12 protein-coding genes and 1 pseudogene (1 of these 13 cut by a window edge) are annotated in these 13,398 nt (G+C 36.1%); 7 read left to right on the top strand and 6 right to left on the bottom strand.

The window, feature by feature from the left end:
- The first annotated feature begins 81 nt into the window (after nucleotides 1–81).
- The 5 genes and pseudogenes from O4O04_RS10315 to lpxB all read left to right on the top strand — a co-directional run bounded on the left by O4O04_RS10315 (nucleotide 82) and on the right by lpxB (nucleotide 5,637).
- A complete protein-coding gene (locus O4O04_RS10315; protein ID WP_272535856.1) occupies nucleotides 82–1,758 on the top strand; it encodes a TolC family protein in 1,677 nt (558 codons plus the stop codon).
- Nucleotides 1,755–3,209: an SH3 domain-containing protein gene (locus O4O04_RS10310; RefSeq protein WP_272535855.1), complete on the top strand. Its 1,455-nt coding sequence runs from the start codon at nucleotides 1,755–1,757 to the stop codon at nucleotides 3,207–3,209. The genes O4O04_RS10315 and O4O04_RS10310 overlap by 4 nt, the downstream gene beginning before the upstream one ends.
- A gap of 16 nt (nucleotides 3,210–3,225) precedes the next feature.
- Nucleotides 3,226–3,456 (top strand): annotated as a pseudogene (locus O4O04_RS10305) (FmdB family zinc ribbon protein); the annotation flags it as partial.
- Nucleotides 3,457–3,575: 119 nt separating this feature from the next.
- Entirely contained in the window at nucleotides 3,576–4,430 is an 855-nt protein-coding gene (locus O4O04_RS10300) for an LpxI family protein (RefSeq protein WP_272535854.1), read from the top strand.
- Nucleotides 4,381–5,637: a lipid-A-disaccharide synthase gene (gene lpxB / locus O4O04_RS10295; RefSeq protein ID WP_272535853.1), complete on the top strand. Its 1,257-nt coding sequence runs from the start codon at nucleotides 4,381–4,383 to the stop codon at nucleotides 5,635–5,637. Before O4O04_RS10300 ends, lpxB begins: the two co-directional genes overlap by 50 nt.
- Before the next feature lie 5 nt (nucleotides 5,638–5,642).
- Here the strand turns inward: lpxB and O4O04_RS10290 are convergent, their stop codons facing one another.
- Genes O4O04_RS10290 through O4O04_RS10275 form a run of 4 tightly spaced genes read right to left on the bottom strand, consistent with a single transcriptional unit; the run spans nucleotide 5,643 to nucleotide 11,020 of the window.
- Nucleotides 5,643–6,002 carry a PH domain-containing protein gene (locus tag O4O04_RS10290; RefSeq protein WP_272535852.1) on the bottom strand — a complete coding sequence of 120 codons (360 nt, stop codon included), beginning with the start codon at nucleotides 6,000–6,002 and terminating at the stop codon, nucleotides 5,643–5,645.
- Nucleotides 5,999–8,302, bottom strand: a complete 2,304-nt coding sequence (locus O4O04_RS10285) for a hypothetical protein (RefSeq protein ID WP_272535851.1) — start codon at nucleotides 8,300–8,302, stop codon at nucleotides 5,999–6,001. The genes O4O04_RS10290 and O4O04_RS10285 overlap by 4 nt, the downstream gene beginning before the upstream one ends.
- 16 nt (nucleotides 8,303–8,318) lie before the next feature.
- Nucleotides 8,319–8,996 carry a tetratricopeptide repeat protein gene (locus O4O04_RS10280; RefSeq protein WP_272535850.1) on the bottom strand — a complete coding sequence of 226 codons (678 nt, stop codon included), beginning with the start codon at nucleotides 8,994–8,996 and terminating at the stop codon, nucleotides 8,319–8,321.
- A gap of 8 nt (nucleotides 8,997–9,004) precedes the next feature.
- A complete protein-coding gene (locus tag O4O04_RS10275; protein WP_272536065.1) occupies nucleotides 9,005–11,020 on the bottom strand; it encodes an ATP-dependent helicase in 2,016 nt (671 codons plus the stop codon).
- A 94-nt stretch (nucleotides 11,021–11,114) separates the two neighbouring features.
- On the opposite strand from O4O04_RS10275, the gene O4O04_RS10270 reads away from it, so the two are divergent.
- A complete protein-coding gene (locus tag O4O04_RS10270) occupies nucleotides 11,115–11,684 on the top strand; it encodes an NUDIX hydrolase (RefSeq protein ID WP_272536063.1) in 570 nt (189 codons plus the stop codon).
- Nucleotides 11,668–12,924 carry an MFS transporter gene (locus O4O04_RS10265; RefSeq protein ID WP_272535849.1) on the top strand — a complete coding sequence of 419 codons (1,257 nt, stop codon included), beginning with the start codon at nucleotides 11,668–11,670 and terminating at the stop codon, nucleotides 12,922–12,924. The genes O4O04_RS10270 and O4O04_RS10265 overlap by 17 nt, the downstream gene beginning before the upstream one ends.
- Before the next feature lie 62 nt (nucleotides 12,925–12,986).
- Here O4O04_RS10265 and O4O04_RS10260 read toward each other — a convergent pair whose 3' ends face one another.
- Entirely contained in the window at nucleotides 12,987–13,295 is a 309-nt protein-coding gene (locus tag O4O04_RS10260; protein WP_272535848.1) for an antibiotic biosynthesis monooxygenase family protein, read from the bottom strand.
- Between the two features lie 27 nt (nucleotides 13,296–13,322).
- A protein-coding gene (locus O4O04_RS10255; RefSeq protein WP_272535847.1) for a DUF4256 domain-containing protein crosses the window boundary here: on the bottom strand, nucleotides 13,323–13,398 show its final stretch. Its footprint extends 491 nt past the window's final position; 76 of the gene's 567 nt are visible here — the last part of the coding sequence; its start codon lies beyond the right edge, outside the window; its stop codon occupies nucleotides 13,323–13,325.

The following is a 13,398-nucleotide window of genomic DNA, read 5'->3' as shown; positions in this document are numbered from 1 at the left end:
AGGAATTCTCAAGACCCTAGGTTAAAAAGATTTTGCCATCTAAGAACCAATCCAAAAACTAGGGTAGAAGGGTCTAACACAATGATGATCGTACGATTTCTACTTACCTCAATTATTATACTATCTCTCACAACCTGTTCTTCGGGACAAAAAAACGATTCCTCTCAAGGGGATGATGCTCTGACTGAATCGGCAGATGGTCAGGAAGATTCCAAATCTCAGGCAACTATTTCTAAATCCTCCGATGACAATTTGGATAGAACCAAAAACCAAAGTAATCCCAATTCAGCAGATGGGGTCAGTCTCACTTTAGATGAGGCAATTCGAAGAGCCTTAGATAATGATCCGAAAGTTTTACGCAAGAAATTAGAATTATCGAAAGCCGATACAGATGAACTAAAGAACCAAGGAAAGTATTCTTGGAGAGTCGTTGCTGATGCAAGCATTGACCAGAAAAAGAATCCATTCAACCAGAGCACGATTTTTACTGGAACCAAGACTCAGACGAATGAGTACAATACTGGAATTGAGAAACTGTTTAGTACAGGAACGTATTTCAAAGTGAATGTAGGAAGCACAAGATTTGACTCAAATGCTTTTGAAGATCAATTTAGAAATCCACCAGGATTCAGCGGCTTAGGTATTGGCCCTTTGTATACTGGTTCGGTTACAGCGACTATCGCACAGGATCTATTGAAAAATGGATTTGGATACAAAGAAAGAAAGACCGAACAGATTCTGGAAAACAATTCTTTGATTCGTAAAGAAGAACTGGAACAAGAGCTTTCTAATATCATAGTAGAATCTTTGGTTGATTATTGGGATTACTCTGTAAAAGAGAATTCTGTTGTTACATTTGAGCAACTTCTCAACAATACAAAGAATGTAAGAAATCTTACCATACGAAAACAAGGCCTTGGTTTATCAGAGAATTTTGAAGTGAACCAATGGAACGCCCTTCTCGCTCAAGCAGAAAGCCAATTAGCTAATGCAAAAGTAGATCGAGATGAAGCGAAACGAAAACTTCTTCGAACTCTAAACCTTCCGGCAGATACCAACTTTTCCAAAGTGACTCCTTTGGTAGAAGATCTCCCTAAGACGATTGATTATAAAAGAGATTTAGAATATGCTTATAATCATCGAGCTGATTTTCGAAATATGGCAAGAAAGAAAGAAAATGCAGAACTTGCGATGAAAATGGCGAATAATGACGCTTTGCCAACACTAAAAGTATCCGGAAGTTACGGCTACCAAGCGCAAAATCTCGTTAGCCCTCAAGAAAACTTTACAAGCAAAAACCAAGGCGTGTCTTCAGAAAAATATCCAATACAGCAAGGTGCGATCGATTTCTCTTACCCTTTATTTGATAAAGGAGTCAAAGCGGGAATAAGAGATGCAGAAATTCAAAAAAGACAAGCAAATATAGAAGAAGACGATCTAGTTCGAGTTGTAGCTGATGATGTAAAAACAAAAATCGATGTTCTAAAAGCTACTTATACCATTTACAAAAATGCAGAAAATACGGAACAAGAATCCAGAAAATACTACAATGGTGTTCTCCGTAGTTTTCAGCAAGGTCGATTCAACGCGGTGTCCGTTAAGAATGCTCTTGATTCATTAGTTCAAGATCAACTCAGTATGATACGTGCAAAAGTGGACTACAATATCAACCTTCATAGATACTACGTCTCTAAAAATTCCCTATTTGAAGAATATAAAATTGACAAGGATAAATTGGTTCCTTCCAATAATCTGTGATCTTATCTAGAGTCTTTACTACCGCATTCGTAATCTTTCTACTCGCATCCATCGTAGCATATTTTCTGATTGATATAAGACCTCTCAGAGAACGTGCTCTGGAAGCAATTGATAAGAAGGACTATTTCCATGTCCTGAAAATCTATCATGATGAAAAAGGTTTGGAAGAAGAAGACCATGCCTTAATATCACTTGCTGTTTCTGGAATTGAAAAGAAAATCAATCTTACAGCTTCCGAGTCTGACAAAAACGAACTCATAGAAAAATTAAACGACTACCATGAAGTGCCTCATACTGAATATAAAGTAGATGGAAAAATCTGTACTCATTTAGAAGATCCATTCTTTCTAAGATTGAAAAAGCATGCTTACTGGTATCAAAAGAGCTTACTTGAAAAAGTACACTCTTCGATTTTCTGCAATCCTCCTGATAAAAATTCTGAGTATCTAAATCGAATTCTTTTTGAAGATCCTAGAAACTTCATGAAAGATACGAGCATTGCTTTAGTGGAGCTTTTTCAATCGCCATTAGATCCTATTGGAGAAATTGAATCAGGATTTCTTATCGAGACAATTCATTTTCTTGCAACAGAAGAATCTTCACCTTTTTACAATAATTTATTTCATATAAAAGGTGACCGAGTGAATTTCCGTTTCGGCGCAGGAACTGAATACCCTGTTCTTGGACAATTGAATTCAGATGATGAATTGTATTGTTTTGATCGAGATAGCAATGAAGAAACTTTAGGTGGTAAGCAAGGATTCTGGATCCGTTGCTTTTCTCCAAAATTATTTAAATCAGGTTGGGTGTTCAGCCCACAAACCCAAATCCATAAACCAAGTCAAATGCTAGTAGAACGTTGCAAATCCAGATTTTCAACTCTGGAATACTTTGCTCAAATAGATTTTGATACATGGCGAGAAGAATCCATACCTCTATATTTTTTCGGTGATTATATTCCAACCAAAAGAAAAGTCCGTCACGGTGAAGTTGGTTTCACAGTGTATAGACCGCAAGATGGAAAGAAAGAATTGATTTGTCGTAAATTTAGTGGAAAGAAAAATTTCTTCGAAGTTTTCTATGAAATTGATTCCGCAGAAGAGTCGGTTCCGATTGCAGAATTCCATGTACTCTATGGCGGACAATCCCACCCCGCTTTTAAAATTGAAGTTGGTGATAATAATATCATCTTAAATGGAAATAATTTTCTAGTAGACAGCCCAAGCGTGAGAGAAACTCTTTCTCTTAAGATCACTGGCGGTAAGGAAAACTATTTCTTGGGAACTTTGATTCGTAAAAACTCAGGAATTCTTCAAAATGTTAAATCACTTCCTTTGGACTCCAATGTTTTGGAAAAAGGAACCTATTCCTGGGAGATTTGTATTCCCCAAGCAGTTAAGAAAACCAATCATTCCGCAATTCTTTACGGTTTCCGAATTGGAAAAGAATAAATAGGAGAAATATATTATGCCAACTTATGACTATCGATGCAATACATGTGGTAAAGAATTTGAACATTTTCAATCCATGAAGGATGATGCGTTGACGAATTGTCTTTGCGAAAAAGCAGGTTCAGTGACAAGACTTATCTCAAAAGGATCTGGGATTATTTTCAAGGGTTCTGGGTTTTATGTAACTGATTATAAAAAACCAGATTCTGGAGCACCGACTTCCCAATCTAGTTCAAGCGCAGTTGCTGGATCTAGTACTGCTGCAAGCTCTTCATCTAGTGATTCAGGAGCAAGCTCATCCTCGCAAGCAACTTCTAGTTCTGATAGCGGATCCAAAACTTCAACAAGCGAGTAGAATCTTCTACCTTGTCTCTTAACAGATTAGGAATTATCGCTGGTGGCGGTGAGTTACCATTTATTGCTTTGCAAGAAGCAATTCAAATGGGTGAAGACCCAATTCTTTTGGGATTGAGAGAATCAGACTTCGATCCAAATATTGAACCAAAGAGGACTATCCAAGTCCACCTAACTAAGATTGGCGAGATTCTCAAAATTTGCAAAAAGCAAAAAATCAATCGTATCTTACTTACTGGAAAAGTAAGAAAAGAACTTTTATTCAAAGGACTCAAATTTGATTTAAAAGCGATTTCCATTCTTGCAAAAACCATCAATAAGAATGATCATCCTTTATTTCTTGCGGTTGCTGAAGAGTTCACGAAGTATGGAATAGAATTTGAATCGCAGAAAAAATTTCTTTCCTCATTACTTCTTGAACAAGGTAGATATACTAAATCCAAACTTTCTACCAATGAAATGAATGATATAGAATTTGGAATGGATTACGCTAGTAAAATGGCCAATTTGGATGTTGGTCAATCTGTAGTAGTTCTTGACAGGTCCGTTGTTGCAGTTGAAGCTGCAGAAGGAACCGATGAGACAATTCGTCGCGGTGGATTTTATACTGCAAAGAAAGGCACAGCAATCGTATGCAAGTCCTCTAAGCGCAACCAAGATCCAAGATTTGACCTACCGACCATTGGGATTCATACCTTGCAAACAATGCTTGAAGCTAAATGTAAGACTCTTGCTTTTCGTGAGGGTGAAACCATTGTGGTCAGACCGCAAGATACGATAGCATTTGCTGAGAAGAATAAATTGAATCTGGTTTGTTATGGAACAAAAGGCAAAAAAGCAATCAACGAATATAAAAAAATCCGCTGAGAAAAACCGAAAAAAGGATAGTTTTGGTTTTCCAGTTTTCATTCTTGCGGGTGAACATTCTGGTGATCTTCTCGGTGGAGATCTATTAAAAGAACTTAAAAAATATTCACAAGATACTGAATTCTACGGAATCGGTGGCGAACATATGATTTCTGAGGGATTCCATAGTCTTGAAGATATGGATAATCTCGCAGTAATAGGTTTTTTTGAAATAATCAAGAAATACAGCTTTCTGAAATCATTGCTCGAGAAGATGGTTGAAGAAATTATCAAACGAGAAACCAAATTGGTGATCTTAATTGACTATCCAGGATTTAATTTACGTTTGGCGGAAAGGCTAAAGGAAAAAGGAATTCGAGTCGTATTCTATGTATCTCCCCAGATCTGGGCATGGAAATTCAAGAGAATCTTCTTCATAAGAAAAAATGTAGATATTATGTTGACTCTTTTTCAATTCGAAGAAGATCTTTATCGCGAATACGGAGTGAACGCATTCTACGTTGGACATCCTTTATCCAAAAGAATCAAAGAATCCAAAAAACATGAAAATCCCCTTCCCATTAAATTATCCCATGATGCAAACCATAAGGTGATTGGACTGCTTCCTGGATCTAGATCACAAGAAATTCGCAAGTTAACGCCTGAGTTGCTTAAATCTGCTATTGCTATACAAAAACATTTCTCAATGGATAAGAAAAAAACCGAAGTAACTTTTCTTCTTCCAAACATCAATACTAAAGAAGATGCTTATCTCAAGGATGCGATTGAGAAAGCAAAAGAGGTCTTCCCTGCCCTCAATATCCATTATGCCTTTCAATCATCCTTACAAGTTATGGAAGCAAGTGATCTATTATTGATCGCATCCGGAACAGCAACATTGGAAGCAACGTATTTTGTTAAGCCTATGGTAATCATCTACAAAGTAAGTTTACTTTCCTATTTCATAGGGAGTCTCTTAATCAAAACCAAATCCGTTGGACTAGTAAACATTCTTGCTGGACAAGAAATATGTCGGGAGTTATTGCAAGCGGAATGCAAAGCTGAATATATTACAAAAGAAGCGATCGCAATATTAGAAAATTCGAAATATCGTAAAACAATAATTGATGCGATTCAGAAAGTAAAAGATCGAGAACTTGCAGAACAAGAAGGTTCAAGGCTTGCTGCAAAAACAATCATGAATTACTTCAAATTATTGAATCAATAGAATTTTTATTGCTGTAGAATCAAGCGAACCAATTTCTCATCCCAGATTCCAGTCCAAGAATCTTTCTTTCTATCCACAAAAAGAAAATATCCTCGAGGCACAGATTCATCCAATGATTGGATTCTTACACCTTTGCCATCCGACAAAAGAATATAACTGATTTGGTTATTCTGAGTGCTATAAACAGCTTCTCCCGCCGCAGCTGAAAAATCTAAAATTGCAGAGTCATCTTCTGAAGGAGAAATCATCCACTTGCCTTCAAGTGATATAAGTCCAGATTCTTTCTGTGCAACTTCTTCGTCTGAACAATTAAAGAATAAGAATAAGATAAGAAAATAAATTGAAATTTTGAAAATATTAGTCATCGGCATTGCATTCCTTCATCAGAAAAATTCAAAGTCTTAGTCTCAGATTCAAGTTTTCCATACAAATTATAGCTTGGATAAAGACTTCTTGAATTCCCAGATCCTTTCCATTCATAAACAGGCTCAGGACTCAGTTCAACCCAATGGATATTTCTATAATAGCTAGTTTCGAAATACCGATCCATTTCCAAATCCAAATCAAAATTCATGGTTAAATACTTACGATCAATTGGTAATTTAGATTCAAAGGTTCCATCATTGGAACCAATGAGAAATTTAGCTTTGTGAAATCCCCAGACAGAACTATGATTAGCCTGTTTCGATAAACCGTAATAATCAGATCCACGCGTTTTTATCGAATAGTATAAACTCAATCTGTCTGAGTGCAATGGAAGTCCGCATATTTGGATACTTGTCTGTCTCCAAGGAATATCTTCAACATTGATAGAAAATTCTAGGTAAGGTGTCTTGTTAGCAAATTGCGTGTTGAATTCGAGGCGATTGGAAGTTGAGAGCTGAACTAATTTTCCAATACCTCTACCTGATTTGATAGAACCTGTAAACAACCAATTTTTGAGACTTTCCTTCGAAGTTTTCTTTTCTAGATCATTGTATTTTTCGAGAGGAGTTTTATCGATTGGAGATTTTCTGAGAATAAAATCTAAAATGCTATTATCTGGTTCTTTCGAATTCGTATTCACAGGGATTGTTACAATTTCATTTATCTTCAAATCCCAACTTATATTCATCTCTTCTAGCAAGTATTTATATATTTTGAACTGAGTAAAATACTCTTCAGGAATAATCTTTTCTTGTCTTTCTCGGATTTCTTTTTCGATTTTTGTTTTGTATTGATTGAAAATCGGATACCAATGCTCCAAAACAATTCTTTCTAAGTTTCCTGATATTTCTCCATTTGTTCCAAGCGGATAGTAATTGGTTTTATCAGGTCGAATTGATTTCCAAATTTGTAATTTTATAGCGCTTTCAAGTTTTAATTTCGAGCCGAATATTTCTCCATCAAATCCACTATTCAAAATATTTTCTTTGATAGTAGTTTTCCAGCTATTCCAATTTAAATCAATCGAACCTTCCTTCAAAAAGCCATTATTCCAATTCATTTCACCATTAAAATGAAACCAATTGTTTCGAATTCCCGTCTCTTTCCATGTTAGATTCCCATTTATGGAACCACCAATATTCATTTGATTCCCTTTCATATGATTATTGGAAAAAGATTCTAAGTCATAGATAGTCCAATTCGTATTGCCTTCAGTTAAATCCAACTTCGTTTCTAGCTTTGTATTCCATTCAACCTCTTCACTCAAAAGGTTCCTTTGCATGGATTTAATTTTTGAAGTATTGTTGATCTGAATAATTGACTTGGTCTTAAAAGTAAAATTGTCAATTTGTAGATCTTCCCATATTCTAAATCTTCCACTTGCATTAACCCATTCAGATGATGCATTCAAATTCCATATTGCATCTTTGAGTTGGATTTGCATTTCGCCATGCATTTTTCCAGCGTCAGGATCAAAATCACCTAACCACAAAGAGATTCCTGGAAGCTGATTACTTTCAATATTTCTCCATAGAGCATTAAAATTCAATTGATAGTCCTTGCTCTCAGATAGCTCAATCACACCCGAACCTTCAATTTTCGTGATGAAAGGCAAAAAGTACGTTCTATTCTTGAAATAAAGTTCTATCGTATTATTCTTTTTTTGAAAAACCCAATTGGTGGGCTCATCCAATTTTAAAATCAGACGCTCTCCTTCATAGAGCTCAATTGTTGTTCCTTGGAATTCAACTTCTTGAATGTTAACAAGTAAAAGGTAATCAATCAATTTTTGAAAAAAATCATCATTTATATCAATTTGAAATTTTGCATCAATGATCTTGATTTTCTTTAGATATGGTTCTTTCGAGAATATGGATGAAAGTTGCAAAGCAATCTTGCGTGATTGCAATAACTTACGATTGAATGTAAAATCTTCCTCTTGTGAGATCACCAAATCTTCTACTAAGATTCCTTCGAACAAAGAAAATTCTATAATTCCGACATCAACTGCCTTATCTAAATCTGTATTGATGATATGGGTTAAAAAAGTTCGAATCTGTCCGACTTGTATTCTGGACTCAAATGCCTTGTAGGCTAATATGCGATAACCAATCCATAGGGAAATGCAAAGGACAGCCACTGCCCCCAGATAGATCGCAAGTTTTTTGTTAAGGAAATTTAGTTTTGTAGAAACCAAGATTGGTCTTTTAAACCAATCTTGGAATTTTTGAGAGAGCATGAAGAAAAACTTTGAATTATTTATTTGGTTCCAAAACTTTTAAGCAATCGGATTGGATTGCACGGAGAGTTTCACTCCCAGGATATTCTTTGAGACCAAGCTCAGCTACATGCAGACCTTTTTTATAAAAATCTACACTCTTGTTGTGAAAGCCCATCTTGTAGTAAGTACGAGCTGCTGTTTCATAGTAAAAATGATCTTTTGGAGTTTCTGGTCCTTTGTAAGCTTTGCTAAGAGCAGCCAAAGCTGGATAGTATTCCTTTTCCTCATAAAGCGATCGTGCAACAAGTTTCTTTCTTTCGTGATCGTTGTAATTTCTATCTAATCTCTCTGAAGTGCTTAGATAGCTGATTGCATTACTATAATCTGATTTACCATAATAGGCTTTTCCCAGATATAGATTAACTTCAGATTGGCTAACGGCTTCATTCTTTGCCCGCAATACTTCTTTCAACAAAACTGCTGCTTCATCATAATTGTCATGATCGAGCAAAATCTTAGCTTTGTCCAATTTCAATTGTTGTTTTCTTTCTTCTGGAATGGATTGGATTGCAAGTTCTTCATTAATTGCTTGAAGTTTTACTTGAACTTCCTTCTCCATTTTTCTTGGACCTGCTGAATCTCTGGAATCTCCAGATGAGCAGGCTCCTAATAATAATGCAAATACACTGATAGCTAATATATTTTTGTTCATATCTCTCTCTAACCAACCTTCAATCTTTCCAATTCTTTGAGAAAGTCAATTCCTCCCTCGGAAGCACCACCCGAAAGTCTATGCAAATGAATAGCTTCTGGATCGATTTCTTCTAAGAATCTCGATGGGTTTGTATCTATAGTTTCCCCATATTTTCGGCGAGTCTTGGCTCCTGTCAATAATAAATTTGTTTTCGCTCGAGTCATGGCGACATAAAACAATCTTCGCTCTTCGTCGACATTGTTCCCCTCATCCACCACTCGAGAGTTAGGTAAAATACCTTCCTCTATACCTACGACATAGACAGTGTCAAACTCAAGTCCTTTTGATTGGTGAATTGTCAAAAGTTGTACTCTTTTATCTTCTTGGTCCTCATCTGCTTGGTCATCTTCCATAAGAAGAGCTAGTCTTGCCAAGAAATCAAAAAGGCTCGCCTTTCCTTCTCGATCTTCATCATCTTCAAAAAAAGATAACATATTAACAAGTTCAGACAGATTGTACATTCTTGCTTTGGCGACTTTCTCATCCGTTTCTTCAAGGAGAATTTCTTTTTCCATTCCGGATTCAGTAATAAGTTCACGCAAAATGGGAGCAAGCTTCGGACTCTGTGCGAATTTCTTCCGATATTTTTCGATCAATTCTAAATAGCTATAAATCTCCGTTCTATGCTTAGATTTTATATCTGTAAGATAGTCGGGTGACTCTGAAATTTTGTACAAAATGTCCGAAAGACTTAAACCATTATCAATTGATTCTCGATGCAACTTGGCTATAGTCGTCTGACCTATTCCTCGTTTGGGAGTATTGATCGTTCGCATGAGCGAAGACTCGTCTTTAGGATTGGCAATGATGCGTAGATATGAAATCATATCTCGAACTTCCCTGCGATCAAAAAAGTTGTATCCTCCGACCACTTTGTACGGAATATTTCTCATACGAAGTTCTTCTTCAAAGGGCCTAGACTGAAAATTGGTTCGAAATAGAATTGCCATTTGACTGAGCTTTTCCGCTTTCCGGTAGGCATCTTCAATCATTCCCACTACAAATATCGCTTCTTCTCTCTCATCCTGAGTCTCGAAATACTCAACTTTCTCATGCGAGATAATTTTGCTAAATAGATCTTTATGCCGACGATCAACATTGTTTTTGATTAAACTATTTGCAGCTCGAATGATCATGGAAGTTGATCGATAATTTTCTAATAAACGAACAACTTTCGCCTCAGGAAACTCTCTTTCAAAATTAAGAATTAACTGTACATTCGATCCACGAAAAGCATAGATACTCTGATCATCATCGCCTACCACACATAGATTCCGATTGCTTCCTCTGAGGTATGTCAGAAATTCATATTGAAGTTCATTGGTATCTTGAAATTCATCTACCATAAAATATTTATGCTTTTTGTGAAAGGTTGCTGCAATTTCAGGATTTTCTTTGAAAATCCTTGAAGGTAGCAAAATCAAATCATCAAAATCCAATGAGTTCATATCTTTTAAAGCTTTATTATAATCTTCATAAATGGTAACGGCCGTTAGATCCACCTCTTCATTTGAAGCGGACAGACGATCGAGATAAGCACCCTTGGTATTTTTCGCAAGACTTACCCTTCTCATAATTTCTTTAGGAGGGATTTCTTTTGGGTCAAGTTTTCTATTCTTGAGAAGCTGAGTTACAAGAGCTTCCTGATCATTGGCATTCAATAATAAAAAATTGTGATTGTATCCAAGAGTTTCAATATGTTCCTTTAGAATTTTCAATCCGAGAGAATGAAAAGTAGAAAGTATGATGCCTCTTAGAGCTTTTCGATTCATCATTTTTCTAAGTCGAGATTCCATTTCACGAGCACTTTTGTTGGTAAATGAAAGTGCAATGATTTGGGATGGAGGTATTTCAGCCTTCTCGATAAGATGAACAATTCGATTCGTGATCACACGAGTCTTGCCACTTCCTGCTCCAGCAAAAACCAAAAGTGGACCGTCAACATGTCGGACGGCAGCAGCCTGTTCAGGGTTCAACAACATAGTATAGGAGACATAATAAAAAAAATCCATACAGCATCAACCAAAAAGATAAAAGGAGCTGGAATCGATTTAATTGTATTTTTACCTTGTAAAGATGAACTCTTATGGCAATCCTCATGAAAATCTCTGGGAACGAAAGAATCGTAAGATTCTTCATACTACACCCATTTTTGATCTAGTTTCTTTTGATGCCACAGCCAAATTAAAAGGCCATACCAAAACCTATTATGCCCTAGAATCAAAAAGCTGGGTGAATGTTATTGCAATTTCAAAATCGGGGAAAATCGTTCTTGTTCGACAATACAGACATGGAATTCATGAATACTGTCTTGAGTTGCCTGGAGGCATTGTTGACGAATCCGGTGATGATGCACCTTTGATTTCTGCTAAGAGAGAGCTTGCAGAAGAGACCGGATATACTTCCAATAATTGGGAACAGATTGGTAAGGTCTCTGGTAATCCTGCCGTTTTCAATAACTGGTGTTATACATTTCTTGCAAGAGATGCAGAAAAAACTTTGGAGCTAGATTGGGATGAGAGTGAAGAAATCGATATATTCGAAGAAGACATAGCCTCTATCCCAGGGCTGATTCGAGATGGGGTTATTCATCATTCCATGATGGTTGCGGCTTTCGGTTTTTATTTTTATGCAAACAAATCCTAATCTAAGTAAAGCCAATTTTAAGATTTTTGCTATTCGAGATTTTCGATTCTATATAGTTTCAAGACTTTTATTTGTTATAGCTGTTCAAATGCAGGCTGTAGTTGTTGGCTGGCAAGTTTATAGTATAACCAAAGATCCGCTAGCTCTAGGAATGATTGGACTTGCGGAAGCCTTGCCTTCTATTGCAGTAGCTCTTTATGCAGGTCATTTGGCGGATCGTATTCCAAGAAAACTTATTGCTGTTGTAGCCATGTCTGTATTGATACTTTGCTCAGTATTGTTATGGATGTTCACTTGGGATGGAGAAATATTTCTGAAATCAAACGGTGCCTATCCAATATATTTGACAATCATCCTTTCGGGCTTAGCTCGAGGATTCATCGCGCCTAGTATTTTTGCATTTATGACTCAAATTGTTCCACGAGAATTCTATCCTAATTCTGCCGCAATTTCTGGAACTAGTTTTCAAATTGGTGCCGTAGTAGGTCCTGCATTAGGTGGGATTGTATACGGTTTCTATGGTGTAAGCTTCGCTTATGCATTAGATTTATTTTTTATATCCCTTGCTTTTATATTGTTTTTATTTATTCCATCCAGACCGCTTCCACCTTTTGATTCCAAAGAAAGACTACGTTCTTCTCTGATTTCAGGATTAAAGTTTGTATTCAAAAATGAATATGTTTTAGGTGCGATGAGTTTAGATATGTTTGCGGTTCTTTTTGGCGGAGCTGTTGCTCTACTTCCCATTTTTGCTGCAGATATTCTTCATGTTGGATCTGAAGGATTAGGAATGTTAAGAGCTGCACCTGCTATGGGAGCTGTTGGAATGGCTTTTTTTCTAAGCTTCAAACCACCCCTTAGGAATTCTGGAAGAATTTTACTTTGGAGTGTCGGCGGATTTGGGTTTAGTATGATTGTTTTTGGACTATCAACCAGTTTTATCATATCGCTTATTGCACTTTTTATGAGTGGAGTTTTTGATAGCATTAGTGTAGTTATCCGTTCCACAATTATGCAAGTGATGACTCCGGATACTTTACGTGGAAGAGTAAGTTCGGTTAATAAAATATTTATCGGATCATCAAATGAAATTGGAGCTTTCGAGTCAGGTGTAACAGCTAAGCTCATGGGAACGGTTCCGTCAGTTTTATTTGGCGGGATTATGACTTTATTGATTGTTGCTGCGAGTTTGAAGACGTTTCCGAAACTGAGTAAGCTTGAACTAAAAGATCATCTTTGAATTTTATAAGAAGAATCTTATAATAAAGAATTTATAAAATGATATTCGATGTTCAAGTAAGATTAAACATCGAATGAATGTAAATTGATAGATTTATAATGCTCAACAGTTGGGAAAGGATCATAGAAATCATGCAGCAGTTTTTTCCATTGCAAATATTCCTTTGATTTCCTAAATCCTTCAGTATGATCTTCCAATTTCTCCCATCTCACCAAAAGTAAATACTGATTGTCTTGTTCTATACATTTAAGTAATTCATGATTTAGATAACCTTGCATTTGCGAAATAATCATTGATGCTTCAGCAAAAGCTATTTCAAATTCTCTCTCGCAATTGTTTTTTACTTTCAGAATAGCAACTTCTAGAATCAAAATATTCTCTTTTATTTTATAATTAATTTATACTGCAATACAACCGCGGAATCCACGAACACCGTAGTAAGATTCAGCACCATTATGGTAAATAAATACTTGT

The organism is Leptospira sp. GIMC2001 (assembly GCF_028462125.1).
GTDB lineage: Bacteria > Spirochaetota > Leptospiria > Leptospirales > Leptospiraceae.
The sequence above is the reverse complement of the archived record's forward strand: the minus strand, read 5'-3'. Positions and strand labels throughout refer to the sequence as shown.